Origin of the sequence: Kribbella pratensis, assembly GCF_004365355.1 — a bacterium.
In the GTDB taxonomy this organism is placed as follows: Bacteria; Actinomycetota; Actinomycetes; order Propionibacteriales; family Kribbellaceae; genus Kribbella.
Map to the genome: position 1 here is coordinate 664,205 of NZ_SODP01000004.1, position 25,449 is coordinate 689,653.

At 67.9% G+C, this 25,449-nt stretch carries 29 protein-coding genes; 18 read left to right on the forward strand and 11 right to left on the reverse strand.

All coding sequences use genetic code 11. From position 1 onward, the window contains the following. Positions 1 to 30: 30 nt before the first annotated feature. Together EV653_RS37565 and EV653_RS37570 are read left to right on the forward strand one after the other, a co-directional pair. Positions 31 to 924, forward strand: a complete 894-nt coding sequence (locus EV653_RS37565) for a DMT family transporter (RefSeq protein ID WP_134110755.1) — start codon at positions 31 to 33, stop codon at positions 922 to 924. Beyond that, complete coding sequence (locus EV653_RS37570) at positions 921 to 1,895, forward strand: TIGR03560 family F420-dependent LLM class oxidoreductase (protein WP_134110757.1); 975 nt, start codon at positions 921 to 923, stop codon at positions 1,893 to 1,895. Before EV653_RS37565 ends, EV653_RS37570 begins: the two co-directional genes overlap by 4 nt. On the opposite strand, the gene EV653_RS37575 is transcribed toward EV653_RS37570, so the two are convergent. Next, a complete protein-coding gene (locus EV653_RS37575; RefSeq protein WP_134110759.1) occupies positions 1,888 to 2,880 on the reverse strand; it encodes an acetamidase/formamidase family protein in 993 nt (330 codons plus the stop codon). The genes EV653_RS37570 and EV653_RS37575 overlap by 8 nt on opposite strands. A 117-nt stretch (positions 2,881 to 2,997) precedes the next feature. Between EV653_RS37575 and EV653_RS37580 the strand changes: the two genes are divergently transcribed. The 5 genes from EV653_RS37580 (at position 2,998) to EV653_RS37600 (ending at position 8,111) form a co-directional block, all read left to right on the forward strand. Beyond that, positions 2,998 to 3,690 (forward strand): response regulator transcription factor, encoded by a 693-nt coding sequence (locus tag EV653_RS37580; RefSeq protein ID WP_134110761.1) that lies wholly within the window; start codon positions 2,998 to 3,000, stop codon positions 3,688 to 3,690. Next, entirely contained in the window at positions 3,687 to 5,294 is a 1,608-nt protein-coding gene (locus EV653_RS37585) for a sensor histidine kinase (RefSeq protein ID WP_202872005.1), read from the forward strand. The genes EV653_RS37580 and EV653_RS37585 overlap by 4 nt, the downstream gene beginning before the upstream one ends. Before the next feature lie 100 nt (positions 5,295 to 5,394). Then, the gene (locus tag EV653_RS37590) at positions 5,395 to 6,807 is read left to right on the forward strand and encodes a S1C family serine protease (RefSeq protein ID WP_134110763.1); all 1,413 of its coding nucleotides are present in this window, start codon (positions 5,395 to 5,397) and stop codon (positions 6,805 to 6,807) included. Positions 6,808 to 6,900: 93 nt separating this feature from the next. Next, positions 6,901 to 7,407, forward strand: coding sequence for a DinB family protein (locus tag EV653_RS37595; protein WP_134110765.1), 507 nt, complete (start codon positions 6,901 to 6,903; stop codon positions 7,405 to 7,407). Positions 7,408 to 7,412: 5 nt separating this feature from the next. Then, a complete protein-coding gene (locus EV653_RS37600) occupies positions 7,413 to 8,111 on the forward strand; it encodes a pirin family protein (protein ID WP_134110767.1) in 699 nt (232 codons plus the stop codon). On the opposite strand, the gene EV653_RS37605 is transcribed toward EV653_RS37600, so the two are convergent. After that, positions 8,108 to 8,437 (reverse strand): L-rhamnose mutarotase, encoded by a 330-nt coding sequence (locus EV653_RS37605; protein ID WP_134110769.1) that lies wholly within the window; start codon positions 8,435 to 8,437, stop codon positions 8,108 to 8,110. The two genes, EV653_RS37600 and EV653_RS37605, sit on opposite strands and share 4 nt — an antisense overlap. A gap of 229 nt (positions 8,438 to 8,666) precedes the next feature. On the opposite strand from EV653_RS37605, the gene EV653_RS37610 reads away from it, so the two are divergent. Next, positions 8,667 to 10,568: a penicillin-binding transpeptidase domain-containing protein gene (locus tag EV653_RS37610; protein WP_134110771.1), complete on the forward strand. Its 1,902-nt coding sequence runs from the start codon at positions 8,667 to 8,669 to the stop codon at positions 10,566 to 10,568. A gap of 63 nt (positions 10,569 to 10,631) precedes the next feature. Next, on the forward strand, positions 10,632 to 10,928 hold the full coding sequence (locus EV653_RS37615; protein WP_134110773.1) for a TFIIB-type zinc ribbon-containing protein: 297 nt from the start codon (positions 10,632 to 10,634) through the stop codon (positions 10,926 to 10,928). Here the strand turns inward: EV653_RS37615 and EV653_RS37620 are convergent. Next, positions 10,925 to 11,335, reverse strand: coding sequence for a PaaI family thioesterase (locus EV653_RS37620; protein ID WP_238160708.1), 411 nt, complete (start codon positions 11,333 to 11,335; stop codon positions 10,925 to 10,927). The genes EV653_RS37615 and EV653_RS37620 overlap by 4 nt on opposite strands. A gap of 70 nt (positions 11,336 to 11,405) precedes the next feature. Between EV653_RS37620 and EV653_RS37625 the strand changes: the two genes are divergently transcribed. Then, positions 11,406 to 11,870 carry a GNAT family N-acetyltransferase gene (locus EV653_RS37625; RefSeq protein WP_238160709.1) on the forward strand — a complete coding sequence of 155 codons (465 nt, stop codon included), beginning with the start codon at positions 11,406 to 11,408 and terminating at the stop codon, positions 11,868 to 11,870. On the opposite strand, the gene EV653_RS37630 is transcribed toward EV653_RS37625, so the two are convergent. After that, the gene (locus EV653_RS37630; RefSeq protein ID WP_134110777.1) at positions 11,839 to 12,684 is read right to left on the reverse strand and encodes an alpha/beta fold hydrolase; all 846 of its coding nucleotides are present in this window, start codon (positions 12,682 to 12,684) and stop codon (positions 11,839 to 11,841) included. The two genes, EV653_RS37625 and EV653_RS37630, sit on opposite strands and share 32 nt — an antisense overlap. A gap of 298 nt (positions 12,685 to 12,982) precedes the next feature. On the opposite strand from EV653_RS37630, the gene EV653_RS37635 reads away from it, so the two are divergent. Genes EV653_RS37635 through EV653_RS37650 form a run of 4 tightly spaced genes read left to right on the forward strand, consistent with a single transcriptional unit; the run spans position 12,983 to position 16,757 of the window. Then, positions 12,983 to 14,005: an ABC transporter ATP-binding protein gene (locus EV653_RS37635; protein WP_134110779.1), complete on the forward strand. Its 1,023-nt coding sequence runs from the start codon at positions 12,983 to 12,985 to the stop codon at positions 14,003 to 14,005. Next, positions 14,002 to 14,814, forward strand: coding sequence for an ABC transporter permease (locus EV653_RS37640; RefSeq protein ID WP_134110781.1), 813 nt, complete (start codon positions 14,002 to 14,004; stop codon positions 14,812 to 14,814). The genes EV653_RS37635 and EV653_RS37640 overlap by 4 nt, the downstream gene beginning before the upstream one ends. After that, positions 14,811 to 15,653: an ABC transporter permease gene (locus EV653_RS37645; protein ID WP_134110783.1), complete on the forward strand. Its 843-nt coding sequence runs from the start codon at positions 14,811 to 14,813 to the stop codon at positions 15,651 to 15,653. Before EV653_RS37640 ends, EV653_RS37645 begins: the two co-directional genes overlap by 4 nt. A gap of 18 nt (positions 15,654 to 15,671) precedes the next feature. Beyond that, complete coding sequence (locus tag EV653_RS37650; RefSeq protein WP_134110785.1) at positions 15,672 to 16,757, forward strand: DNA polymerase IV; 1,086 nt, start codon at positions 15,672 to 15,674, stop codon at positions 16,755 to 16,757. On the opposite strand, the gene EV653_RS37655 is transcribed toward EV653_RS37650, so the two are convergent. The 3 genes from EV653_RS37655 to EV653_RS37665 form a co-directional block, all read right to left on the reverse strand. Further along, entirely contained in the window at positions 16,750 to 17,658 is a 909-nt protein-coding gene (locus EV653_RS37655) for a phosphotransferase family protein (RefSeq protein WP_134110787.1), read from the reverse strand. The genes EV653_RS37650 and EV653_RS37655 overlap by 8 nt on opposite strands. Continuing rightward, a complete protein-coding gene (locus tag EV653_RS37660) occupies positions 17,658 to 18,497 on the reverse strand; it encodes an amidohydrolase family protein (RefSeq protein WP_134110789.1) in 840 nt (279 codons plus the stop codon). The genes EV653_RS37655 and EV653_RS37660 overlap by 1 nt, the downstream gene beginning before the upstream one ends. A gap of 100 nt (positions 18,498 to 18,597) precedes the next feature. Beyond that, positions 18,598 to 19,686, reverse strand: coding sequence for a mandelate racemase/muconate lactonizing enzyme family protein (locus EV653_RS37665; protein WP_134110791.1), 1,089 nt, complete (start codon positions 19,684 to 19,686; stop codon positions 18,598 to 18,600). Between the two features lie 140 nt (positions 19,687 to 19,826). Between EV653_RS37665 and EV653_RS37670 the strand changes: the two genes are divergently transcribed. Genes EV653_RS37670 through EV653_RS37685 form a run of 4 tightly spaced genes read left to right on the forward strand, consistent with a single transcriptional unit; the run spans position 19,827 to position 22,412 of the window. Then, a complete protein-coding gene (locus EV653_RS37670; protein WP_134110793.1) occupies positions 19,827 to 20,522 on the forward strand; it encodes a GntR family transcriptional regulator in 696 nt (231 codons plus the stop codon). 18 nt (positions 20,523 to 20,540) lie between these two features. Beyond that, entirely contained in the window at positions 20,541 to 21,389 is an 849-nt protein-coding gene (locus EV653_RS37675; protein ID WP_134110795.1) for a fumarylacetoacetate hydrolase family protein, read from the forward strand. 33 nt (positions 21,390 to 21,422) lie between these two features. After that, on the forward strand, positions 21,423 to 22,025 hold the full coding sequence (locus tag EV653_RS37680; RefSeq protein WP_134110797.1) for a class I SAM-dependent methyltransferase: 603 nt from the start codon (positions 21,423 to 21,425) through the stop codon (positions 22,023 to 22,025). Between the two features lie 9 nt (positions 22,026 to 22,034). Next, the gene (locus EV653_RS37685) at positions 22,035 to 22,412 is read left to right on the forward strand and encodes a VOC family protein (protein ID WP_134110799.1); all 378 of its coding nucleotides are present in this window, start codon (positions 22,035 to 22,037) and stop codon (positions 22,410 to 22,412) included. Positions 22,413 to 22,476: 64 nt separating this feature from the next. Here EV653_RS37685 and EV653_RS37690 read toward each other — a convergent pair whose 3' ends face one another. The 4 genes from EV653_RS37690 to EV653_RS37705 all read right to left on the reverse strand — a co-directional run bounded on the left by EV653_RS37690 (position 22,477) and on the right by EV653_RS37705 (position 25,449). Continuing rightward, complete coding sequence (locus tag EV653_RS37690) at positions 22,477 to 22,860, reverse strand: hypothetical protein (protein WP_238160710.1); 384 nt, start codon at positions 22,858 to 22,860, stop codon at positions 22,477 to 22,479. 56 nt (positions 22,861 to 22,916) lie between these two features. Further along, positions 22,917 to 23,288 (reverse strand): hypothetical protein, encoded by a 372-nt coding sequence (locus EV653_RS37695; protein WP_134110801.1) that lies wholly within the window; start codon positions 23,286 to 23,288, stop codon positions 22,917 to 22,919. Positions 23,289 to 23,454: 166 nt separating this feature from the next. Beyond that, positions 23,455 to 24,750 carry an alpha/beta hydrolase gene (locus tag EV653_RS37700; RefSeq protein WP_202872006.1) on the reverse strand — a complete coding sequence of 432 codons (1,296 nt, stop codon included), beginning with the start codon at positions 24,748 to 24,750 and terminating at the stop codon, positions 23,455 to 23,457. 147 nt (positions 24,751 to 24,897) lie between these two features. After that, on the reverse strand, positions 24,898 to 25,449 hold the full coding sequence (locus EV653_RS37705) for a histidine phosphatase family protein (protein WP_134110803.1): 552 nt from the start codon (positions 25,447 to 25,449) through the stop codon (positions 24,898 to 24,900).

The following is a 25,449-nucleotide window of genomic DNA, read 5'->3' on the forward strand; positions in this document are numbered from 1 at the left end:
CTCGCAGACTCCGTTCCTACTGTAGTGACCGTGACAACCATCGCAGAAGCCCCGCCCCGCGCCGGACTCGCCACCGGCGCCGCTGCCGTGACCGTCGTCCTGTGGGCCTCGTCCTTCGTCGCCATCCGGCATGTCGGCACCGAGATCTCAGCCGGCGCCCTGTCGCTGGCCCGGCTCGGGCTCGGCAGCATCTTCCTCGGCGCACTGCTCTTCACCCGCCGCACGCCCGCCGTACGCCGATGGCCTTCCCAGCGCGACTGGCTGCCGCTGATCGCCTGCGGGGTGCTGTGGTTCGGCGTCTACAACATCGCCCTCAACGAGGCCGAACGGCGGCTCGACGCCGGTACGTCGGCCATGCTCGTCCACATCGCCCCGCTGCTGATCGCCGTACTCGCGGGCCTGGGTCTCGGTGAAGGCTTCCCGCGGCAGCTGGTGATCGGCAGCCTGGTCGCGTTCGCGGGCATCGTCATCATCGGTACGTCGACCTCCAGCGGCCGCGCCGAGACCTGGGGCGTCGTGCTCTGCGTCGTCGCTGCGATCTCGTACGCCGTCGGTGTGGTCACGCAGAAGCCGCTGCTGAGCAGACTGCCCGCCGCTGAGGTCACCTGGCTCGCCTGCACGATCGGTGCTGTCGTTTGCCTGCCCTTCGCCCCCACGCTGGTCGATGAGCTCCGCACTGCTGACGCATCGACGATCTGGTGGGTCGTGTACCTGGCCGCCTTCCCCACCGCGCTCGGCTTCACCACCTGGGCCTTCGCGCTCCGCCGTACCAGTGCGGGACGCATGGGCGTCACGGTGTACGCCGTACCGGTTGTGGCGATCGTGCTGGGCTGGCTGTTCCTGGGCGAGACCCCTGCCGTGCTTGCGCTGGCCGGCGGGGCGCTGTGCCTGACTGGAGTCGCAATCTCTCGGAGGAGTGCATGAAATTCGGAGTGTTCGTACCGCAGGGCTGGCGGATGGATCTGATCGAGCTGGAGGACCCGGTCGAGCAGTGGGAAGCCATGACCGCAGTGGCCAAGGCAGCGGACGCAGGTCCGTGGGACTCGATCTGGCTCTTCGATCACTTCCACACCGTTCCTGAGCCCGTCCGCGAGACCGTCTTCGAGATGTGGACCACGACAGCGGCTCTGGCACGGGACACCTCGCGGGTGAACCTGGGCCAACTGGTCGGCTGCAACGGTTACCGCAACCCCGCACTGGTCGCCAAGATGGCAGCCACTGTGGACGTCGCGAGCCACGGGCGCATGTACGCCGGACTGGGCGCGGGCTGGTCGGAGCACGAGTGGAAGGCGTACGGGTACCCGTGGACGAGCCAGAAGGAGCGGATGGGCTCGTTCGTCGAGTCGATCGAGCTGATCCATCGGCTGTGGACCGAGGACGACGTGGTGTTCGAGGGGCAATACCACTCGGTCGACAAGCCGTACGTCGAACCGCGGCGCAAACCCAAGCTTTGGATCGGCGGAGGCGGTGAACGCGTCACATTGCGACTAGTTGCAAAGTACGGCGACGCCTGCAACTTCGGCACCGGACGCGTCGAGGTCATCAAGCACAAGCTCGCGATCCTCCGGCAGCACTGTGAGGAGGTCGGCCGCGACTACGACGAGATCATCAAGTCGACCAGCCTGAACGTGTTCCCGATCGAGTCCGGCGCCGACCCGGAAATTGCGACAGCCAAGGCCCGCGGGCGGTACAGCCTGGAGGAGTTCCTGGAGATCGGCTCCGGCGGCACGTCCCACGTGCTGGCGGATGTGATCACGACCAAGGAGCTCAGCGAGCACATCGAGCAGCTGGCCGAGGCAGGGGTCGACTACGTGATCTCGTACATCCCCGGCGTCGCATACGACCACGAGCCGATGCAGCGCTACGCCGAGGACGTCGTACAAGAGTTCAGCTGAGCGCAGTCCGCAGCTGCTGGTGGATGCCGTCGTACGCCGTGACCGGTGGGAGCAGTCGCTTCGGGACCTTGGTGACCACGCTGTAGTTGGCGTCCACTACGTTGGCCAGCGGGACCTCACTGACTTGGCTCAGCAGCTGGTACGCGTCCAGCTTGTCCAGGCCGTAGAGCGAGCCGAGCCAGTTGACCATGTCGACCTGGCCGGCACGCCACGCGTCCTCGAGCGGCCGGGCCGAGCCGATGACCGCGAGGTACTCGTCGTTCTCCAGCCGCGGCCAGACCGGTCCGGGTGTCTTGAGCAGGTCGACGATCAGTACGACGTTCATCGCGCCCTCGACCGCCGTACCGCAGGACTCGCCCTCGCCCTGGCGGTAGTGACCGTCACCGACCGAGAACAGCGCACCCTCGACGTTGACCCTCAGGTAGCAGGTCGCCCCTGCGCGCATCTCCGGCGTGTCCATGTTGCCGCCGAACATGTCCGGCACCAGCGCTGACCGGACCTCCCCAGCGGCCGGCGCCACGCCGACCGTGCCCAGCATCGGCTCCAGCGGCAGGGCGACCTCGAAGTCACTGCCCTGCGCCTGGAACCCGACGGTCCGGTTCGCGGTGTCCACCTCGTAGATCCAAGTCCGCTCCGGCAGCGGGTCCTGCAGCGTGGCGGTCCGGTCGGTACTCGTCAGGCCACCGAAGAACGGGATGGTCGCCGACGCGCCCCAGCTCCGGGCCGGCGTCAGCTCGACGAAGTGCAGCGCCAGGGTGTCCCCCGGCTCGGCGCCCTCGACGTAGAACGGCCCGGTCTGCGGATTGACGAACGGCATGTTCAGCGAGGCGCTCGCCAGGTCCGTCGTACTGCGGAGGCTGCCGGCGAACGCGTCCTCGGTCCACAACCGGAGGGCGGTGCCGGGCTTGACCCGGCGTACGGGCGGCGCGCCGCCGAAGGTCCAGGCGAGTTCGGCGGGCTCGGGCGTGAATTCGAGAAGGTCCACAGCTGGCAACCTAAGGTGTCCTGGAGGTGTTGTGCGAGCGATCAGCGGGTTCTCAGGCGATTCTCACAGAAGCGACTTACTCTCGGTTTCGGAACTTCGAGTGGAGCGGGGCAGACGATGCGAGTACTGGTGGTGGACGACGACCGTGCGGTCCGGGACTCGCTGCGCCGTTCGCTGGAGTTCAACGACTTCGAGGTGGTGACCGCGTCCGACGGCGCCGAGGCGCTCGCGGTGATCGGCAACGTCGAGCCGGACGTCGTGGTGATGGACGTGATGATGCCGCGGCTGGACGGGCTCGAGACCACCAAGGCCTTGCGGGCCGCGGGCAACAATGTGCCGATCCTGGTGCTGACCGCGCGGGACGCGGTCGCGGACCGGGTGGACGGCCTGGACGCCGGCGGCGACGATTACCTGACCAAGCCGTTCGCGCTCGAGGAGCTGCTGGCCCGGCTGCGCGCACTGCTGCGCCGCAGCAGCACGCCCGGCGAGGGCGGCCAGCGCGGCGAAGTGCTGCAGTACGCCGACCTCGTGGTCGACGTCGACGCGCACGAGGTGCACCGGGGCGACGTCGCCATGCAGCTCACCCGGACCGAGTTCTCGTTGCTCGAGCTGCTGATCCGCAACCCGCGCCGGGTGCTCGAGCGCGCGGTCATCCTGGACGCGGTCTGGGGCTACGACTTCCCCACGACGGCGAACTCGCTCGAGGTCTACATCGGCTATCTGCGCCGTAAGACCGAGGTCAACGGCCTGCCCCGCCTGATCCACACCGTCCGCGGCATCGGGTACGTGCTGAGGGATACCCCACCGTGAGTCAGCAACACCCCGACGACTTCCCGTCGTACGCCGGACGACCGCAGCAACCGCAACGCGAACCGCAACAGCCCGCGCCGCCCGCTGCCAATGGCAACGGAAACCGGGTTGCGGCGACGGCTGCCCGCACCCAGACCTGGTGGAACGAGACCCTCCACAAACTCAGCCTGCACGCACGCGTGACGCTGCTCGCCGCCGTTGCGGTCGGGCTGGCGGTAGCGATCGTCAGCGTCGCGGCGTACATCACTGTGCGCCAGCAGATGTACCAGAACCTCGACAACAGCCTGACCCAGCGAGCCGTCGCGGCCGCGAAGAAGGGCGTTCTGACCGACCTCACGATCCTGCAGGGCGTTCCCTCCGACGCTCTGGGTCTGAGCGACATCCGCGTCGGCGTGATCGGCGCGGACGGGCAGCAGTTCGGGCCGCCGAACAGCCTGCTGCCGCCGATGGGCCAGGACGAGCTCCAGGTAGCGCGGGACCAGGGCAGCGCGGCGAGCTTGCGGACCGCAGGCATACGCAACGGCGGATCGCATTTCCGCGTGGTCGCCGTCCCCGCGAGCTACTGCCCGCAGGGCCGGACCGACGCCTGCCGAGCGGAGCCGGAGAACTTCCTCCAGCCCGGGGCGTTGGTGGTCGCACAATCGCTCGGCCCGATCGACGAGACCCTGCACAACCTCGGCGTGGTGCTGTGGGCGTTCGGGCTGATCGGTGTGATCGGCGCCGCCCTGGCCGGCAATGCTGTAGCCCGGTCCGGTCTGCGACCGTTGGCCCGGCTGACCGGAGCGGCCGAACACGTCGCGCGGACCGAGGACCTGAAGCCGATCCCGGTGGGCGGCACGGACGAGATCTCCCGTCTGGCGATGGCGTTCAACGCGATGCTCGGCGCGCTCGCACAGTCGCGCGACCGGCAGCGCCGGCTGGTCGGTGACGCGGGGCATGAGCTGCGTACGCCGCTCACCAGCGTGCGCACGAACCTCGACCTGCTCGCCCAGGCGGACAAACGCGGCGGACTCCGCCCGGAGGACCGCCAGCAGCTGCTGGACGACGTCCGCGCTCAGATGGACGAGCTGACCACGCTGATCGGCGACCTGACCGAGCTGGCCCGCGATACACCGCAGGTGCGCAACGCGGAGCTGATCGAGCTCTCCAACGTGGTCGAGGACGCGGTGATGAAGGTGCGCCGCCGCGCACCCGGGCTGGAGTGGGACGTGCAGATCACTCCGTTCCCGGTCTGGGGCGACGAGCGCCTGCTCGGACGGGCCGTGACCAACCTGCTCGACAACGCGGCGAAGTACAGCGTCCCCGAGGGCGCGGAGCCGCGCAGCGACGGGCAGCCGGTCGCACACGTCACGGTTCGCCTGCTGGACGGCGTACTGACAGTCACAGACTCAGGGCCCGGCATAGCCGAGGCGGACCTGCCACACGTCTTCGAGCGCTTCTACCGCTCCAGCGAGGCCCGCAGCCGGCCCGGCTCCGGCCTGGGGCTGGCCATCGTGAAGCACGCGGCCGAGCAGCACGGCGGCATGATCTACGCCCGGAACGTTCCCGGCGCCGGCGCGCAGTTCACTCTGTGGCTGCCGCACGCCGCCACTCAGACGCGCTGAAGAGTTCCTGACCGATCCTTCAGAGGATCTTCATGGAGTTCTTCGGTCACTCCGAGCGGATCTTCAGGGCCTTCTCAGGTCCGGCGGACACAGTATTGACATGACCGAGAACCAGCCGCCGCAGAACCAGCCCGGCCAGAACCCGCCAGGTCCGCAGGGGCCGGAGCGGACGCAGCAGTTGCCGATGTACGGGCAGCATCAGCAACAGCAGTTCGCGCCGCAGGGTGGTCAGCCGGGACAGCAGAGGCCGGATTCGGGGCCGCAGGGGCAGCGGCCGGGACAGTACCCCGCAGGTGGGAGTGCTTACCCGCAGTTCGGAGCGCCGGGGACGCATCAGGGGACGTCTCCGGGCCCGAGCTGGCCCTTCGGACCGCAGCCGGGCACGGCGACCGCTACGGCGGAGAAGCCGAAGAAGCGGGCCGGCCTGGCAGTAGTGGCGCTGACCGCGCTGCTCGTCGGACTGGCCGGTGGCGTCGGCGGAGCTGCCGTGTACTCGGCGACCAACGACCACACCACGAACACGCCGTCCGTGACCGCACCGCTGAACGGCAACCAGGCCGCACCCGCGGCCGCGCCGGACGGCTCCGTGCAGAGCGCGGCGGCCAAGGTGCTTCCGAGCGTGGTGAAGATCGCCGTCGCGACGTCCCAGGGCGCAGCGACCGGGTCCGGCATCGTGATCAGCAAGGACGGCCTGATCGTCACGAACAACCACGTGGTCGCGGGTGCCGGGCAGGGCGCCACGATCACCGTGATGCTGAACGACGGCCGCACGGTCAACGCCACGATCAAGGGCACCGACCCGCTGACCGACCTCGCCGTCATCCACGCCAACGCGACCGACCTGACCCCGGCCACGCTGGGGTCGAGCGGCAAGCTCGCGGTGGGGCAGGGCGTGGTGGCGATCGGCTCGCCGTTCGGCCTGGAGGCGACCGTCACCAGCGGCATCGTCTCGGCGCTGAACCGGCCGGTGACGTCGGGCGACGAGCAGCAGGACAGCACGACAGTCTTCCCAGCAATCCAGACGGACGCCGCGATCAACCCGGGTAACTCCGGCGGCGCCCTGATCGACCTCGCCGGCCAGGTGGTCGGTATCAACAGCGCGATCAAAACCGCCGGCGGATCGGGACAATCCGAAGGCGGCAACATCGGCCTGGGGTTCGCTATCCCGATCGACCAGGCCAAGCCGATCATCGACGAGCTGGTGGCCAAGGGCAAGGCCACGCATGCGCGGCTCGGTGTGACGGTCGGCGACGCGCAGTCCTCCGACGGGCTCACGAACGGAGCACGCCTCGGCGAGGTCACGTCCGGCGGTGCGGCGGACAAAGCCGGTCTCCAGTCAGGTGATGTGGTGACCGCTGTTGACGGTAAGGCGATCTCGTCAGGGGACGCGTTGGTCGCCGCAGTCCGTTCGCACCGCCCGGGCGACCAGGTCACGCTGACCGTCACCCGCGACGGCAAGCCCCAGTCCATCAAGGCCACCCTCGGCTCCGACAACGGGAACCCGACCGGCTGACCAACCGTCGTACCAGAACCGGGACTGCGCCGCCCACCGAGCGGCGCAGTCCCTTTTGTGCGGGTGGACCGGTTCGTTGACTACGGTCCGGGGATGAACTTCTACGACAAGCGGCCGCCGTTGACGGCCGATGAACGGGTGCAGCTGGTCGGCTGGCTGGACCTGCAGCGGGCCCTGGTACGGCGGAAGCTGGAAGGGCTCGCCGAAGCCGACGAGCACCGGGCGGTGTTCCCGACCTCGCCGTTGATGACGCCGGCCGGGTTGGTGTCGCACCTGCGCTGGACGGAGCACTGCTGGTTCAACGTGATCTTCCTGGGAGAGCCGGAGACGACCAACCCGCAGTTCCAGAAGGAGCCGAAGAGCGCCGACTGGAGAGTGGACGGAGTACCGCTGGCGCGTCTGCTGGACGAGTACAAGGCGCAATGGGCGCAGTCGAACGAGATCACCGCTGCCCACGCGCTGGATGACGTCAGCAAGGACGCGGAGTTCCAGCCGTCGTTGCGGTGGATCTTGATCCACATGGTCGAGGAGACCGCCCGGCATCTCGGTCAGCTGGACACCATGCGGGAGTCGCTCGACGGGCAGACGGGGTATTACTAGACCTCATGGAGATCCGTCGGGCGGGCGAGCGGTTTCGTACGGCGAGCGAGTGGCTGGACTCCCGGCATTCGTTCTCGTTCGGGGCGCACTACGACCCGGCGAACGTGGGGTTCGGGTTCCTGGTTGCGCACAACGACGAGACGGTTGCTCCGGGCACCGGTTTCGAGACGCATCCGCATCAGGACCTGGAGATTGTGACCTGGGTACTGCGGGGTGCGCTGGCGCATCGTGATTCGCAGGGGAACAGCGGCGTGGTGTATCCGGGGCTGGCGCAGCGGATGAGTGCGGGCTCGGGGATCCAGCACTCGGAGTGGAACGACGGCGACGACCCGGTGCATTACGTGCAGATGTGGGTCCGGCCGGAGCGGCTCGACCTGCCGCCGTCGTACGAGCAGACCGAGCTGGATCTCAGCACGGGTGAACTGATCCCGGTCGCTTCGGGGCTGTCCAAGCACGCTGCCAGTACCGCGATCCGCCTCAATCAGCCGGCCGCAGGCATGTCAGTGGCCCGCCTCGCCCCGGCGCAGGGCATCCAGCTGCCTGCAGCGCCGTACCTGCACCTGTTCGTCGCGACGGGAACGGCGACGCTCGAGGGCGCGGGCGAGCTGGCCACTGCGGACGCCGTACGCCTGACTCCGTCCGACGGCCAGCGGATCACGGCCGGACCAGCAGGCGTTGAGCTGCTGGTTTGGGAGATGTACTAGTCGACTTGTTCGCTCATGGTCCAGACGTGGCGCAGGGACTGGCCGGCTACGCCTTCCGGGTTCTGGGCGAAGCCCTCGACGAACTGGCTCATGTGTTGCTGCCAGCGCTGGTCGGTCGGGTCGTTGCGGAGGTACTCGACCGCGGCCTCGAAATCGTCGGCGACGACCAGGTGGAACAGGTCGCGGCCGCTGCGCCAGATCGACCAGTCGCTGATACCGGCGGCGTGCATCGCCGTGATCAGTTCCGGCCAGACGCGAGCGTGCTCGAGCTCGTAGGCCTCTTCGGTACCGGGAATCAGTCGGCTGTGCAGCGCTAGGCGGGTCACAAAGGAGCAGAATACGCCGCGTCAGGCGGCGCTGGAACGCGGTTCCACAATCAGAGCCGGTCGATTCACGCAACCTCTTGCCCCTGATTCACGCTCGCTCTGACGCCAACTCCTGAGCGGTCAGGCGCGTCGTACTTGCGCGGATTGAGTAGTTTCGCCCTCGTGGCGAGATGCCACACGCCGAAGACTGTGCCCGGTGTCCACCCGTCGTCGTGCGAGAGTTGGGAAAGTGAAGCGAACCACTGCGATCGTCTGCCTGAGTAGTCTGCTGATCACCGCCGGTTGTTCCGACAGCAAGTCCGGCGGCGGGAAGTCCGGGAACGACGAGCAGAAGGCCTCCGGCGCCGTCATCCAGCAATTCGCCGATGCCTGGGTCAAGGCGTGGGCGCCGGACGGCAAGCCCGACGCGGCCGGGGCGCTCACCGACAACCCGACCGTGTTCGCGAAGCGGCTCGACGACACCGACACCGCGCTGGTCGCCAGCACCGTGACGGTGACCCCGCAGGGTGACCCGAAGTGCAGCGATGCAAGCAACTGCACGCAGGAGCTCGCGGTCGAGGCGCAGCTGCGCGGTATCGGCACGATGAAGTGGACCAGTACGGCGACCGCGGTGAAGACCGGCGATGCGTGGAAGATCAAGGCGTCCGGCGACACCATCTACCCGGGCCTCGGCGACACCAACTACCTCAAGCGTGTCCGCGCGCTGCCCGCACGTGCCTCGATCCTGGACCGCAACGGCGTCGCGCTGACGGCGAACCGGCCGGTCGTGATCGTCGGCGTCGCATCGGGCGCCACGGCGACGCCAGCGACGTACGCGGCGTTCACGAAGTACCTCGATGTCGACGGCGCGAAGCTCGCCGCCCGCGCGAAGGCAGCGCCGGCCGGGCAGTTCGTCGACGCGATCACGATCCGCGCCGAGGAGTGGGAGGCGCTCCGGCCGACGATGGGCAAGCTGCCCGGCGTACTGACGATGGGCGGTACGCAGTCGCTGCCGCCGACCGCGTCGTTCGCCAAGTCGCTGCTCGGCACGATGAAGACCGCGACCGCGGACACGCTGAAGAACGCCGGTCCGACGGCTTCGGCGCAGGACCAGGTCGGGACGACGGGGTTGCAGTACGCGTTCCAGCAGCAGCTCGCCGGTACGCCGGGCGGCACCGTCACGCTGCGGGACGGCAAGACCAAGCTGACCATCAAGACCGTCTTCAGCCAGAAGGGCACCGCGGGCAAGCCGGTGAAGACCACGCTCGACACCGCGATGCAGAAGTCGGCCGAGGCCGCGCTGGCGACGAGCAAGCTGCCAGCGTCGCTGGTCGCAGTACAGGCGTCGACCGGGCAGATCCTCGCCGCGGCGAACGGTCCGACTCCTGCCAGCTACAACCGCGCGTTCCAGGGCCGGTACGCGCCGGGCTCGACGTTCAAGATCGTCACCTCGGCGGCGCTGATCGGCAGCGGTGAGACGGCTGCGACCGTGCTGCCGTGCACGAACACGATCAACGTCTTCGGCAAGACCTTCAAGAACTACGACGGTCTGGCGGCGTACGGCGCGGGCACGATGCAGAAGGCGTTCAACGAGTCCTGCAACACCGCGTTCATCTCGCAGCACGCGCGACTGCCGAAGGACGGGATGACCAAGGCCGCGGCGATGTTCGGCATCGGGCGCGACCTGAACCTGTCGATCAACGCGTACGGCGGTCAGGTGCCGCTGCCGAAGGACGACGTCGCCGAGGCCGCCTCGATGATCGGTCAGGGCACCGTCACCGCGAGTCCGCTGGCGATCTCGCTGGTCGCCGCCACGGTCGACCACGGTACGGCGATGAAGCCCGTGCTCGTGCCGGGTAAGGACGCCGCCGGCGCGGCCGCCTCTCCGTTGCCTGCAGCAACCGTTGCCGCGCTGCGGACGTTCATGCGGACCACGGTCACCAGCGGTACGGCGAAGGTGCTGGCCGGCAACGGCGCGGTCGCGGCGAAGACCGGTACGGCCGAGCTCGTCTCCGGCGGCAAGGTCATCACCAACGCGTGGATGGCCGGCTACCGCGGCGACGTCGCGTTCGCGGTCATCGTCGAGGGCGGCGAGTCCGGCTCCCACACCGCCGGCCCGATCCTCAAAACCTTCCTCTCCAGCTTCAAATGAGGACTTGCTGAGAGTTCGCTGAGAGTTGGCCTTCGGCCGGAAATCGTCACTTAGGGTTTCTGGATGGAGAGCCTGACGTGTCCGAAGTGCCGCGGTGAGATGCGTTCGTACGAGCGCAACAGCGTCACCGTCGACCAGTGCGGAGAGTGCCGGGGGATCTTTCTCGATCGGGGTGAGCTCGAGCGGCTGGTCGATGCCGAGCTGCAGTACAACTCCCCGTCCCCGCAGCCTCGCTACGAGGAGAAGCGGTACGAGGAGAAGAAGCGGTACGACGACCGCCGGTACGACGATGACCGGCGGTACGGGAACCAGCACGCGCGCAAGAAGAAGAAGTCGTTCCTCGAGGAGTTGTTCGACTAGCGGGCGATGACCGTGCCCTGGGCGATCGCACACAAGGTCGGCGTGCCGGCGTCGTCGAGCGTGGTGAGTTCGCAGGTGCACGTCGCCTGGCGCCTGCCCGAGTGGGCAACCTTTGCCTCGGCCCGGAGGATCGCACCCCGGGCCGGGCGGAGGTAGCTGATCGTGAACCCGCCGGTCAGCACCTCCGGGCCGAGCGCCGAGCCGCCCGCGAACGTGATCGCGTTGTCGGCGGCGTACGCGAGGACGCCGCCGTGCAGGAACCCGTTCTGCTGCTGGAGCTCCTTGCGGATGTCGAGCTCGAGCGTCGCGCCGCCGTCCCCGAACGCGGTCACCCGCGCCCCGACCAGCAGACTGAACGGCTGCGCCGCCAACAGCTTCTGGGCTACCTCGAGGGTCAATTCCGTCACCCGCCGCACGATATGCCACTTGCTGCAAAGCATGGTGTACGGCGCTCTGCGGGGGTCTATCGTCAGGTCAGTGACCACGCCACCGGTGCAACTTCGCCCGATCACCGATTCCGAGTACCCAAGCTGGTCGGACCATGCCGCCGAAGTATTCGCGGCCGGGATCGGCCCGGTCCGTGGGCTGACCGCTGACGAGGCGCTGAAGTTCGCACGCGAGGAGACCAACAGGCTGCTCCCGCAGGGCCCCGCCACCGAGAACCAGCTGATCTGGATCGCGCTCGTCGGCGACGAGCCGGTCGGCAACCTGTGGATCAGCACGGGATCGCGGGTGCCGTTCATCTACGCCATCGAGGTCGACAGCAACCACCGCGGCAAAGGCTACGGCCGGGCGATCATGCTCGCGGCGGAGGACGAGTGCCGTCGCCTCGGCCACAAGCAGCTGGACCTGAACGTGTTCGGCGACAACACGACCGCGATCGGCCTGTACGACTCGCTCGGCTACGCGGTCATCTCCCAGCAGATGCGCAAAGAGCTCTGATCAGACCGGCGAACTCGCTCGGCTGGTCCAGGGGAATCAGCGTGTAGCTGTCGGCCATCTCGACGAACTTTGCCTGCGGCAACAATTCGGCGAGCCGACGGCCGTGATCCGTAGGCATCACACGATCGTCTGCGGCCCAGACGATCAGCGCCGGGCGATCGAATCGCCGGAGACCTTCGGCCGCCTCGGTCAACAGCTCCGGGTCTGCGAACACGGCCCGCAGCATCCGGACTGTCTCAGCGCGCAGCTCGGGTTGCTCGAGCAACGGCCTGATCCATCGCGCCGTGGTCGCGTCGCCGCGCTTCGTCAACGTCCCGAAGGCAAGCGGCGATCGGCGTACCGCCTTGAGCCGCAACTGCTGCATGAACGCTCCGAACAGCCGCGGCGACAACCTCCCGGAGAACGCGAGGACGCGCCCCGTCAGGCCGGGCGGCAGGTTGTCGAACGCCTCGCACGATGCCAGCACGGCCTGCGCGACGCGCTTGGGATCAGCTCCCAGGACGAGCTGCACAACGGCTCCCCCGGTGTCGTTCCCGACGAGTACGACGTCCTGCAGGTCGAGTCGATCCAGGAACTCGACGACCAGCTCGGCGATCCCTCGCAGCGACAGGTCGGCGCCGGCGTTCATCGGCCGCCGGTGCGCTCCGAACGGCAGCGTCGGGGCGATACAACGGTGATCGGCGCTCAGGTCGGCGATCACGCCGTCCCAGAGCGACGCATCCATCAGCAGCCCGTGGAGCAGGACCACCACGGGTCCGTCGGTCCCGCTGTCGACGTACTGCACCGTTCCGGCGGACAGTTCGATCTCGTTCATATGAGAAGCATATTATACGAATCTCATATATGGTGGAAACCTGTTGGACGACGCTTTCCGGTCGTCATACCGTGGTCGGCGGTAGCCGCATCGAAAGGACCACAGGGAGCGATGTCGACACGTCGCCTGGATAAGGGTTAGCGAACTTCGCGATCGGACCGGATCGCGCAGCCGGGACGGACCTCGGAGTCCCCCGGCCGAACCCTCTTGGCGAAGTGCTCGTCCTGCGCTCTGCGCGTTTGCGCGGTGGCGCTGCCCGGTCCTGTCAACTGACTCTTTCGAAAGCGGTGTTCCTTCCGTGACACCTGTGCACGCCCTGCCGCCTGTCATCGCGGCACATGATCTGACCAAGACCTACACGTTCCACCAGCAGACCGCCGGCCTCGGCGGAGCCTTGAAGAGTCTGGTGAAACGCAAGTACGAGACCCGGCTCGCCGTCGACCGGATCACCTTCGACATCGGCCGCGGCGAGGTCGTCGGCCTGCTCGGCCCGAACGGCGCAGGCAAGACGACCACCCTGAAGATGCTGTCCGGCCTGCTGTACACGACCGCAGGAGAACTGGAGGTCCTCGGCCACACGCCATCGGACCGCAAGCACGACTACCTGCGCCGGATCGCGCTCGTCATGGGGCAGAAGACCATGCTGTGGTGGGACGTCCCGGCCATGGAGAGTCTCCTGCTGCACAAGGACATGTACGGCTTGTCCACAGCGGAGTTCGATCGCAACGTCGCCGAACTCGCCGAGCTGCTCGAGGTCGAACACCTGCTCAACGTCCAGGTCCGCAAGACCTCGCTCGGTGAGCGGATGAAGCTCGAGCTGATGGCTGCGCTCATCCACGGCCCGGAGATCCTGTTCCTCGACGAGCCGACGATCGGTCTCGACGTGGTCGCGAAGGCCCGTGTGCGCTCGTTCCTCGCCGACGTCAACCGGCTGCGCGGTACGACGATCCTGATCACCAGCCACGACATGGACGACATCGAGGCGCTCTGCTCGCGGGTGATGATCATCGACCGCGGAAGGCTGCAGTTCGACGGTGGGCTGGACGATCTCGTTCGTACGGCGCAACCGCGCAAGCTGGTGCGGGCGACGTACGCGACGCCTGTCGACGGAACACGCCTGGACGGGCTGGACGGCGTGACCGCGGTCGACGTCGACGGCCAGACGGTGAAGCTCGAAGCCGATCGGGAGCGGGCCGGTGTCGTGATGGAGCAGCTCACCCGGCTGGGTCCGCTGGTGGACCTCGACGTCGCGGACGCCGATGTCGAGGACATCATGCGCGACCTGTTCCTGCGCCGCAGCACGCTGGGGGACGCATCGTGAGCACAGTCGTGCGAAACCTTCGCGTCGTACGCCGGATGACGGCGGCGGAGATCGCCCAGCAGTCCGTGTACCGCGGGGCGTGGATCATCTTCATGCTGGCCAACATCTGCGTGCCGATCATCTCGCTGCTGATCTGGCGGACCGCGCTCGCGAACGGCGCGCAGCTCCCGGTCGACGAGCGGTACATCACGACGTACTTCGTGCTGCTCGGGTTCGTCACGATGGCGACGTCGTCGTGGATGGCGGCGTTCCTGGCCAACGACATCCGGCTCGGCAAGCTGTCGAGCTGGATGGTGCGGCCGGCGTCGTTGCTGGTCAAGTTCGTCGCGAACAACCTGTCGGAGAAGTTCCTGAAGGTGTTCGCGCTGGTGCCGATGATCGGCATCGTCTGGTGGATCTTCCGCGACTCGATGAATCTGCCGGCGGATGCTGGGCGGTGGGCGTTGTTCGCGATCAGCATCGTGCTCGGTGCAGTGCTGGTGTTCACGATCGACATCCTGATCGCGGCGCTGGCGTTCTGGATGGACGACGTCGGCGCGCTGGTCCAGGCGCGCGTCATCATCGCGAGCGTTCTGTCCGGTGCGGTCGTACCGCTGGCGCTGATGCCTTCGTGGTCGCGCGGTTTCGTCGACCACCAGCCGTTCCGGTACACGGTGTCGTTCCCGGTCGAGATCGTCGCGGGTCAGCTGACCGGCCGCGACTTGCTTGCCGGGTTGGGGATCCAGCTCGGGTACGTCGTTGTGCTCGGCGCGCTCGCTCGACTCGTGTGGGCGGCGGGGATCCGGGCGTATTCGGCGGTGGGAGCATGAACACGCACGCAGAGGAGCGGACTTCGCTCGACCGGAACCGGCTGCACATGCACTGGCGGCATGTCCGGCTGTGGCGGCGGTTCTTCGCTCAGGCGGTGGTTCGCGAAACGCAGTACCGCGCGCATTTCCTGACCACGCTGCTGGTGGGTCTTGTGCAGTTGGGGTTGGGGATCGTGCCGACCTTGCTGCTGTTCGGGTTCACGGCCGAGGTGCACGGCTGGTCGCGGGCCGAGGTGATCGCGCTGGTCGGCGTGTATCAGATCGTCACCGGGCTGATCGCGACCTTCGTGGCGCCGAACCTGAACCGGATGACGACGTACCTCACCGAAGGCGAGCTGGACAGCGTCCTGCTGCGGCCGGTGTCGAGTCAGTTCTACCTGACCCTGCGCTGGATCAATGTCGCCGAGCTGACGAACGTTGCCAGCGGCCTCGTTGTGCTCGTGATCGGTCTGGTGCAGTCGGATCTGCGGCCCGGGTTCGGGCAGGTGGTGCAGGGGGTCGTGCTGGTCGGCTGCGGATTGGTGTTGCTGACGGCGGTGTGGTCGGCGATGTCCTTCCTGGCGTTCTGGCTGCAGTCGGTGAACCCGATCGGGGTCGTCTTCCTGAGCATGGTGGAGGCCGGGCGGTACCCGTTGGCGTTCTTCCCGGGCGTGGTGCGGACGTTCCTGACGTTCGCGTTTCCGGTGGCGTTCGCGACAACCTTCCCGGTGCGGGCGCTCGCGGGCGATCTCAGCTGGGGGCCGGTCGCGCTCGGGCTTGGACTCGCGGTAGTGGCGATGACACTAGTTCGGCTGGTCTGGCGGCGCGGCTTGCTGACGTACTCCAGCGCGTCGAGCTGATGTGGTTATCTGTGGGGTATGAGCTGGTGGGTCCTACACGTGGACATGGATCAGTTCATCGCGGCCGTGGAGATCCGGCGGCGGCCTGAGCTGCGTGGGCTACCTGTCGTGGTGGGCGGGTCCGGCGATCCGACCCAACCACGGCAGGTGGTCGCCACGGCGTCGTACGAGGCGCGCGAGTTCGGCGTACATTCCGGGATGCCGGTGCGGGCGGCGTACAAGAAGTGTCCGCAGGCGGTGTTCCTCCCGTCGGACCCTGCTGCGTACGACGCGGCGTCGGCCGAGGTGATGGACACGCTGCGCTCGTTCCCGGTCGTGGTGGAGGTCTGGGGCTGGGACGAATGCTTCGTCGGCGCGGAGACCGACGATCCGGAGGCGCTGGCCGTCGCGCTGCGCGCCGCCGTCGAGGAGCGAACCTCACTGACGTGCGCGGTCGGCATCGGCGACAACAAGACGCGGGCCAAACTCGCCACCAACTTCGCCAAGCACTCCCGCTCCCACGCGGCGCCCTTCGCCGGCGCGGGCGAAGGCTCCGCCGCCGGCATCTACCGGCTCACGGCCGCGAACTGGCGCGAGGTGATGGACCACCGCCCGATCCGCGACCTCTGGGGCATCGGCAGCCGGATGGAGAAGAACCTCAACGAACTCGGCATCACCACCGTCGCCGAGCTGGCGGCCGCCGACGTCGACGTGCTGAAGAAACGCTTCGGCCCCAACATGGGCGCCTGGTACGCCGCCCTCGGGCGGGGTCTCGGCGACACACACGTCACCGACGTCCCCCGCGAACCGGTCTCCCGCAGCCACGAGGAGACCTTCGCGACAGACCTGGTCGAACTCCCCGACATCGAACGCGAGCTCCGCCGCATCGCCGAAGAAGTCACCCGCGAGGTCGTCGCCGACGGCCGCACCATCCAGCGCGTCTGGGTGAAGCTCCGCTTCATCAGCTTCTACACCCCGATCAAGAGCCGCAAACTCAAGACCCCGACCCAGGACCCCGAGGTCATCGCCACCACAGCCCTCGACCTCCTCCAGAAGTTCGAAATCCGCCGCCCGATCCGCCTCATCGGCGTCCGCGTCGAGTTCGTCCCACCCGACGCTAACTAAGGACCTTCGCCATCGCCTCGTAGCTCTCCCGGACGGCTTCGACCTTGCCGAGCCGATGACGCTCCAGGCGGATCGCCGCAAGGTGACGGGCTTCGTAGATCTTCGCCCGCCACAGCGCGTTGGGTGAGCGATCCAATGCGCCGTACGACTCCCAGAACGCTTCGCGCTCGTCCGATTTCGCCTGCGCCATCCGGATCGTCCAGTCCGCCGCAGGGTCACCGAACTCGGCCCGATCGAAGTCCAGCACCCCGGAGATGAGCGGCTCAGCTGCGTCAGCATCCAGCAGGCAGTTGACCGTCCACAGATCCCCCGCGAGCAGCCGCGGCTCTTGCACTTCATCCAGCGGACCGTCCGCAGCCATCACCGCAGCCCTCCGCACATCCGCCGCGTCGAGCCCCACCCGATCCAAGTCCTCCGCGATCTGCGTGAACGACGAGATCACCACCTCACTCCACGACGCGTACCTCGGCCCGTCCACGCGACCGAAGTACGGTCCGCGTACGTCGTGCACCGCGCGGGCGATCGCGCCGAGCTGCCGGAAGAACGTAGTACGCCCCGACCGCGGATAACGCCCCAACCCGTCCGGCGCCGGCACCCCAGGCAGGCACGACTGGATCATCCAGTCCCGGTCGATGAGGTCGTGCGACCAGTCGACAGCCAGCACCCGTGGCATCAACGAGGCGATCACGCCCAGCCAAGGCACGGCGGCGTACTCGTTCCGCATCAGGTGTCGCTCGGATCCGAACTGCTGATCCTCTCCGGGCGCCACCCGGAGTATCACTGGCTCGTCCCACCCGGCCAGCTCGACCCTGTAGACGCTGTTGTACGACCCGTACCCGAGCTCGACGGCTTCCGTCAGCTCCGCGCCGAGCGTACGCCGACAGATCGCCAGGAGATCCATTACAGCTTGTAGGTGCGGGTGGCTGTTGTCGTGAAGATTGCGTCGAGCTCGGTGGGGGTGAGGTTGGAGGTGAGGGTTTCGGCGGTTTCTACGACCTGGTCGTAGGTGGCGGCCAGGAGGCAGACGGGCCAGTCGGAGCCGAACATCACTCGGTCGGGGCCGAAGGCGTCCAGTACGACGTCGGCGTACGGCTGGAGGTCCGCGGGCTTCCAGGTGGTCCACGGGGCTTCGGTGACCATGCCGGAGAGTTTGCAGGTGACGTTGGGGAGGGCCGCGAGCTCGCGGAGCTGCCCTGCCCAGGGCTCGAGCGGTTCGCCGATGACGGGTTTGGAGATGTGGTCGACGACGAAGGTGAGTTGGGGCAGGTTGCGGGCGGTTTGGATCGCGGCGGGCAGATGCGGGGTCTTCGTCAGGAGGTCGTACGCGAGACCGGCGTCGGCGACCGCGGTCAGGCCGCGTTGTACGTCGGCGCGCAGGAGCCAGTTGTCGTCCGGCTCGTCGTGGACCTGGTGACGGATCGACTTCAGGTAGGAGCCGTCGGGACGGGACAGCAGACCGTCGAGCACGTCGGCGATATCGTCGGCCGTCAGGTCGACCCAACCGACGACACCGGCCACGAGATCGTTGCCAGCGGCAATTTCCAGGAACTCGACGGTCTCTTCGACCACACCGACCGTCTGCACCAGCACGGTCGACGTGATGTCGGCCGCCGCGGCCAGCGGCGCGAGGTCCTCGATCGAGAAGTTTCGCCGGATCGGGTCCAGCTCCGGGCCCACCATCCACGTCTGCTCACGAACACTCAGATCCCACACGTGGTGATGCGCGTCGACTCGGCTCATGCTGCGATTGTCCCCTCGGCGTCGATGAGGCGGATGGCTTGTCGACTCATCTTGTCGCACTCGTGGTCGTTCGGCAGTTCACCGGTGGTAGATGAGACGCTCATCCGACCCGCCGGTCGTCAACCGCGTCCTGGTCCCAGTCGATGCCCAGACCAGGTACGTCGGGCGCTACCGCATGCCCGTCGACCACAGCCATCTCTGATTGCGTGATCGCCCGCAGCTGCGGGATGTGCTCGACGTACCGTCCGTTCGGCACCGCAGCGGTCAGGCTGACGTGCAGCTCCATCAGGAAGTGCGGACAGACCTCGAGGTTGAACGCCTCGGCCAGATGCGCGACCTTCAGCCACGGCGTGATCCCACCGATCCGTGCCACGTCCACCTGCACGATCCCGGCACCACCGGCAGCGACGTACTCCCGGAACTGCGAGACGGAGTACAAGGACTCCCCCACCGCGATCGGGATCGACGTCGACTCGGCCAGCCGCACATGTCCGGTCACGTCGTCCGCCGGCAGCGGTTCCTCGAACCAGGACAGGTCTACCGCCTCGAACGCGGCGGCCCGGCGCTTCGCCTCGGCGTACGTCATGGACTGGTTCGCATCGACCATGATGTCCATCGACGGCCCCACGGCATCCCGTACTGCGCGCAGCCGCTCCACGTCCTCATGTACCCGCGGTTTGCCAACCTTGAGCTTCACACCGGGCCACCCGGCCTTCTGCGACGCCAGTGCGCCCGCGACCAGCTCATCGGTTGTCAGGTGCAACCAACCGCCCTCGGTGTCGTAGAGCGGCACCTGCTGCCGATAGCCACCAGCCAGCCGCCACAGCGGCTCACCGGCCCGCAGACACCGCAGATCCCACAGTGCGGTGTCTACGGCCGCCAGCGCGAGTGACGTGATCGCACCGACCGTCGTGGCGTGGGTGGACCAGAACAGGTCCGACCAGAGCTCTTCGACGTTCCGCGCGTCCTTGCCGACCAATCTGGGCAGCAGGTGGTCCCGCAACAACGCAAGCACGGCTGTGCCGCCGGTGCCGATCGTGTACGAGTACCCGAGTCCGGTCAGCCCGTCGGTGGTCGACAGGGAGACGAAGATCGTCTCCTGCTTCAGAAACGACTGTACGGCGTCGGTGCGTACCGTCTCGACCTCGAGATCGACCAGGTAGGCCGTAGCCTCGGTGATCGTGCTCACCGGCAGCTCACGGCGGTTCGACGACAGCTGATGATCATCGGGCGGCTCCAGATCCTATAGGATATTGCGTACCTGATGCTCCCGCTTCACACTGGAGCCGTCAAGTGTGGGGCAGAATGAGCGTTCCGGGAGGAGTGACAGTGACGGATGCGCATGTTGGGCTCGCAGGGCAGCTCGCCCGCCTGCCCCAGCGACAGGTGCTGAGCGACGACGTCTACGAGACGGTCAAGGGCCTGATCATGGACAGCGTGGTGGAGCCGGGCACCCGGCTGAACATCGACGCGCTGACCCGCGAGCTGGGCATCTCCCAGACCCCGATCCGGGAGTCACTGGCCCGGCTGGAGTCCGACGGCCTGGTGATCAAGGAGCCGCTGCGCGGGTACCGCGTGTCCTCGCGGCTGACCCGCGAGGAGTTCGAGGACCTGTTCGAGTACCGCCTGCACATCGAGCCCTGGGCGGCCGCGCGGGCTGCCGAGCGGTCCGGATCCGAGGACCTGGCCCGGTTGAAGGCGGAGATGCTCAGCTACACCGACGTACCCGACCGTCCGTCGTACGAGAGCTATCGCGCGATGGCGGCGCACGACCAGCGGTTCCACGACCTCGTCCTGGAGCTGGCCGGCAACGAGACGGCCCGCCTGTCCTTCCAGCGGACACACTGCCACCTGCATCTGTTCCGGCTGTACTACGGTGGCGGCATCGCGACGAAGGCGTTGCGAGAGCACAAGGTAGTGGTGACCGCTGTCCGCAAGGGCAACCCGGAGGAGGCGGCCGCGGCGATGCGGTCGCATATCGAAGCCTCGCGCGCCCGGCTGCGTCCCATCTTCGACCAGGACTGACTGAACCAGGGAGACTCTGTGGAACTGCTCCGCCTCGGTCCGATCGGCGAGGAGCGCCCGTACGTGCGCGCCGCCGACGGCACCGTCCACGACCTGACCCCGATCACCGCCGATATCGACGCCGCGTTCCTCGGCTCCGACGGGATCGCGCGGACCCGCGCCGCCCTGGACGCCGGGGAGCTGCCGGTCGCCTCCGTCGACGGTCTCCGGATCGGCGCGCCGGTCGCCCGCCCGGGCGCGGTGGTCTGTATCGGTATGAACTACGCGGCGCACGCGGCCGAGGGCGGCGCCGAACCGCCGAAGCAGCCGATCGTCTTCTTCAAGCACCCGAACACTGTCGTCGGCCCGAACGACGACGTACTCGTGCCGCGCGGCTCGACCAAGACCGACTGGGAGGTCGAGCTCGCCGTCGTCATCGGCAAGCAGGCGCGGTACGTCGAATCCGACGAAGAGGCGCTCGCCTGCATCGCGGGGTACACCGTGTCGAACGACGTGTCGGAGCGGACCTTCCAGATCGAGGTCTCCGGCGGACAGTGGTCGAAGGGGAAGTGCTGCGAGACGTTCAACCCGCTCGGGCCCTCGCTGGTGCCGGCGTCCGAGGTGGATCCGACGAACCTCGCGCTGAAGTCGTGGGTGAACGGCGAGCCGCGGCAGGACTCGAACACGCGCGACATGATCTTCTCGGTCGCGGCGCTGATCCGGGACCTCTCGCAGTACATGGTGCTCAGCCCGGGCGACATCCTGAACACCGGTACGCCGGAGGGCGTGGCGCTGTCGGGCCGGTTCCCGTACCTGTCTCCGGGCGACACGATGGAGATGGAGATCGAGGGCCTGGGTCGCCAGAAGCAGTCCCTCGGCAAGGCCTGAAAACTGTCCCCGGCCGGCTCTAGGGTCGGCCGGGTGACTGACTTCCTGGACAACATCCGCACCTCGTACGACACCGTCGCCGTCTCGTACGCCGAGCTCGTGGTCGACGGCGCCGACTGGGAGAACGAAGCCTTCGACCTGCTCGCGAAGCTCGTCGCCGGTAGCGGACGGACAGTCCTCGATGTCGGCTGCGGGCCGGGGCGGACGACCGGCCTGCTCGCTGAGCGCGGTCTACGCGTGACCGGCATAGACCTGTCGCCCGGGATGATCGAGGTCGCCCGGCGCGACCATCCGGATCTCAACTTTCGTGTCGGGTCGATGACCGCGCTGGACGTCGCCGACGGCTCGGCCTCGGGCGTCGTGTCCTGGTGGTCGATCATTCACCTGCCGCGCGACGTCGTACCCCAGGCCTTCGCCGAGTTCTACCGCGTGCTCGCTCCCGGCGGTGTCCTGCTGCTGGGTTTCCATGTCGGTTCGGAGTCGAGCCATAAGACGTCCGGGTACGGCGGCCACCCGATGAACATCCACGTCCACCGGTGGACCGCGCCCGCGCTCACCGAACTCGCGGTCGCGGCGGGCTTCGCGCCGTACGTGGCGACCGAAATTCCCCACGACCGTCTGCTCTTCCAGAAGTAGCCTCTGCGCATGACATCTCGAGTGCGATCGGTGACGTTCGATACCCACAACCCGTACGAACTGGCCGGCTTCTGGCTGCAGGTGCTGAACGCCCCACGCCCCGACGACGATCACCCCGGCGACCCGTACGCGGCCGTGGTGACCGATTCCGTGACGCTCCTGTTCGAACAGAACAACGACGAGAAGGCTGCCAAGAACCGCGTCCACCTGGACCTCGAACCCGACATCCCCCGCGACGAAGAGGTCGAACGCCTCATCGCCCTCGGCGCCACCATCGCCACCGACCACCGCAACCCCGACGGCACCGGGTGGGTAGTAATGCACGACCCCGAAGCCAACGAATTCTGCGTACTCCGAAGCGCCGCCGAACGAGCTGCAACCAGCTAAGAGACCCCCCCGCGTGCAGACAAGCACCCCGCGTGCTCCGCGCGGGGCGGCTTGGCCGGATGGTCTACAGGTCGTCGACGTAGGGGGTTTGGCCGGTGAAGGTTAGCCGCCAGTCGGTGGTGTGGGCGTCGACGGTCAGGTCGTAGCCCTGGCGTCGGGCCGTCAGTTGGTGGTGGTCGTCGGTTGCGTCGGAGACCGTTACCTTCCAGCCGCGGGCTTCGAGGGTTTCGGCGGTGAAGCCGATTTGTGCGATCGGGTCGGGGGTTGTCGGATCGCCGGTTTCGACGGTGATCGTGCAGACGGACTCGGGGCCGCGGTCGTCGGAGAGGGCGCCTTGGTCGGCGGGGCCGACGTCCTGGGTGACCCTCGGTGTCTGGTCCGGTACGACGATCGCCGCCACCGCCATGAGCTCCGAGCGGAGGTAGTTTCGCGCTTCGGTCAACGTCACGGTATCCGTGATACACCGTGCGGCCGAGCCACGCGACACCAGGCCGCGTTTCGATATCAGGAAACCAGCGGCGTCTCCCCGGTGAAGGTGATCCTCCAGTCCGACGCCCAAGCGTGTACGGCGACTTCGAACCCATCACGCGATGCGGCAACCCGGTAATGCCCGTTCTCCGGCTCGGCAACCTCGGCGTTCCATCCTCGAGCGCGCAAAACGTCCGCCGCAGCCGCGACCACAGCTGCCGGGTCCGGGTCCTTCCCGTTGCCCGTCTCAACCGACACCCGGCAGACGGTCGCGGGACCGCGCCCGTCGAACAACACACCCGGGTTCACCGGCCCAGGATCATGCGTCACCACAGGCTGCTGATCCGGTACGACGGCCGCCGCGACCGCCACCAACTCGCTCCGCAAGAACTCCCGACCGTCCGTCATCCCCGCCCCCCTCCCGCCTGCCAACCCCGCACAACCCCAGCCGCCCAAGCAGCCCCCGGGGCAGCACTCCGTCCAGCAGAGCCAGTCTGCTCGCGAGCATCCAACTCGCCGCGTCCCGGTACGACGGTTGCCGCCACCACCTGACTCCGCATCAACTCACGCCCCGTCATCGCCTCGGCCCTTCCGCTCGCCGACCGCGCGTCACCCCGGTCGCCCGAGCAGCACGAGCCCGCCCGCCAGTACCCGTCCGCTCACCGGCGCCGAGCTGGCCGGCCCCGGGACCAACCCCACCGGACCCGGCAGAGCCCGACCCGACAGCGCCCCGACCAGCAGCCCCTGCCCGCTCACCGGCACCCAACTCGCCGGCGCCCTGCCCGCTGCCACCCTGCCCACCGCCGCCCGGTCCACCGGCGTCGATGTCTGAGGCAGCGGCTCGGGCGGAGGCCCTCGACGGTTTGGTCAGTGACACAACACCGTCGTACACCTTCGAGGCTGCGCCGGCGACTGCGTTCAGCGGACCGCCCCACGAAGTCCCAAGCACCAACTTGGTCTCCGCGGACCGGCTGGTGTCCGTCGTCGTGATCGAAGCCAAATCGCCGCGCACCACCCGTCCGATGTTGCGGAGTGCCTCGCTGTTGGGGCGGTAATACTCGTTGTGCCAGTGCACCGACACCGCCTCGTCGTTGGCGATCGGATCGTTCGTCGCCATCCGGATCGCGTCTGGGAAGGTCGCCGGATCAGGCCCGTGCCATTCGGAGTACGCGACGTAGTCCCCCGGCGCGCGTTCGACGTACAGCCGGGTCGGCGGTGGCACGAAGTCCGAGGCTTCGTCGACGTACTTCGTGATGCCCGGCGATCCGGTCATCACCACGCGCTTGGCCCGTCCGCCGTCCAGCAGCGCCTGCCCGAGCACGTCGGTGCCGTACGAGTGCGCGACCGCCGTCACCTCGGCGCCGTCAGCCTTCAACCCGTCGAGCTCGTTCAGGAACTCCGCCAGCCGCGGCCCACCCTCAAGCGCCGCATCCTTGCTCGCGGCCTGCACCAAACCCTGAGGCGAGTCGTAATCGAGCCACACCACGACAGCGGTCTCCGACGGACGGGCCTCCTGCCGGATCAGGTCGCCGCGGTCCGACTGTCCACGGAAGGTGTCCAGGCTGTTCCCCATCCCGGGCACCAGGACCGCGACGTTCTTCGCGTGCCGAAGATCGCCGAGTACTTCGACAGCGCGCCCCTGTCCATCCACATCGACCTTGAGGAACTGCCGCGGCCGTTGAACGGCGACAACGTTGCCCTCGGCATCCAACGCCGATTCCGTGACCGGCGTCAGCAATTCCTTGACGGTGGCCAGCCGTCGCCGCTCGGCGTCGCTCGCGGAACCCGAGTCGACTGCTGACTGCAGGCGGACGCGGGCAGCTTCCAGCAACTCGAGATTCGCGCGATACCGCTCAGCCAGCTCGTCCATGGCATGACTCCCCGTGACAGCCGGTCACCTGGGCGTGAGACCGGACTGACCGCAGTCTGCCAGGCGACGAGGTCCGCCGCATCCCGTCAACCGACGACCTGTGGACATCCTGGTGACGATCGCGAGCCTGCCGGTCAGGTCGGAGGTTCAGCGCAGGGCGAGTGACCAGGAGCCGACGTTCAGGGACAGGTTGACGCTCGCCAGCGGCTGTACGTCGACATGCCGGAGCGACTCGGCGGGCGCGTCGACGACGTACAGCACGATCGCCCGGACCACCGCCGGATGCACGACCGCGAGCACCGAGCTGTCGTCTTTGTGGCGCTCGGCAACATCGCCCAGCCAATCAGCGACCCGCGCGATCAGGTCGTTCTCCGTCTCGCCGCCGGGCGTCGCGGTGTGCGGTCGCTCAAGCCATGCCGCCACCTGCGTCGGCTCCGCGGCGAGCAACTCCTCCAGCTCGCGCCCGGCCCATTCGCCGTACTCACGGTCCCGCAGGGCCGGCTCGACCACGGCGTCGAATCCCAGCGCGGAGGCGGTCCGTACGGCGGCCCGCTCGGGCCCGGCGTACACCACCTCGGCCGAAAGCTTCAGCTCTCGCGCCGCCTCGAGACCCGATGGGTCCGGATCCACGTCCCCGCCGAGCACAAGCGCCTGCAACGCAGGCGTGAGGGCATGCGCGACCACAGCCAAACCCGTCAA

Excerpts from the sequence above, each read along its gene's own strand:
- EV653_RS37590 (WP_134110763.1), top strand. The coding sequence starts at position 5,395 with ATGACCGAGAACCAGCCGCCGCAGAACCAGCCCGGCCAGAACCCGCCA.
- EV653_RS37580 (WP_134110761.1), top strand. The coding sequence starts at position 2,998 with ATGCGAGTACTGGTGGTGGACGACGACCGTGCGGTCCGGGACTCGCTG.
- EV653_RS37615 (WP_134110773.1), top strand. The coding sequence starts at position 10,632 with ATGGAGAGCCTGACGTGTCCGAAGTGCCGCGGTGAGATGCGTTCGTAC.
- EV653_RS37630 (WP_134110777.1), bottom strand. The coding sequence starts at position 12,684 with ATGAACGAGATCGAACTGTCCGCCGGAACGGTGCAGTACGTCGACAGC.
- EV653_RS37660 (WP_134110789.1), bottom strand. The coding sequence starts at position 18,497 with ATGAGCCGAGTCGACGCGCATCACCACGTGTGGGATCTGAGTGTTCGT.
- EV653_RS37685 (WP_134110799.1), top strand. The coding sequence starts at position 22,035 with ATGACATCTCGAGTGCGATCGGTGACGTTCGATACCCACAACCCGTAC.
- EV653_RS37570 (WP_134110757.1), top strand. The coding sequence starts at position 921 with ATGAAATTCGGAGTGTTCGTACCGCAGGGCTGGCGGATGGATCTGATC.
- EV653_RS37600 (WP_134110767.1), top strand. The coding sequence starts at position 7,413 with ATGGAGATCCGTCGGGCGGGCGAGCGGTTTCGTACGGCGAGCGAGTGG.
- EV653_RS37655 (WP_134110787.1), bottom strand. The coding sequence starts at position 17,658 with ATGGATCTCCTGGCGATCTGTCGGCGTACGCTCGGCGCGGAGCTGACG.
- EV653_RS37645 (WP_134110783.1), top strand. The coding sequence starts at position 14,811 with ATGAACACGCACGCAGAGGAGCGGACTTCGCTCGACCGGAACCGGCTG.
- EV653_RS37700 (WP_202872006.1), bottom strand. The coding sequence starts at position 24,750 with ATGGACGAGCTGGCTGAGCGGTATCGCGCGAATCTCGAGTTGCTGGAA.
- EV653_RS37595 (WP_134110765.1), top strand. The coding sequence starts at position 6,901 with ATGAACTTCTACGACAAGCGGCCGCCGTTGACGGCCGATGAACGGGTG.
- EV653_RS37650 (WP_134110785.1), top strand. The coding sequence starts at position 15,672 with ATGAGCTGGTGGGTCCTACACGTGGACATGGATCAGTTCATCGCGGCC.
- EV653_RS37695 (WP_134110801.1), bottom strand. The coding sequence starts at position 23,288 with ATGACGGACGGTCGGGAGTTCTTGCGGAGCGAGTTGGTGGCGGTCGCG.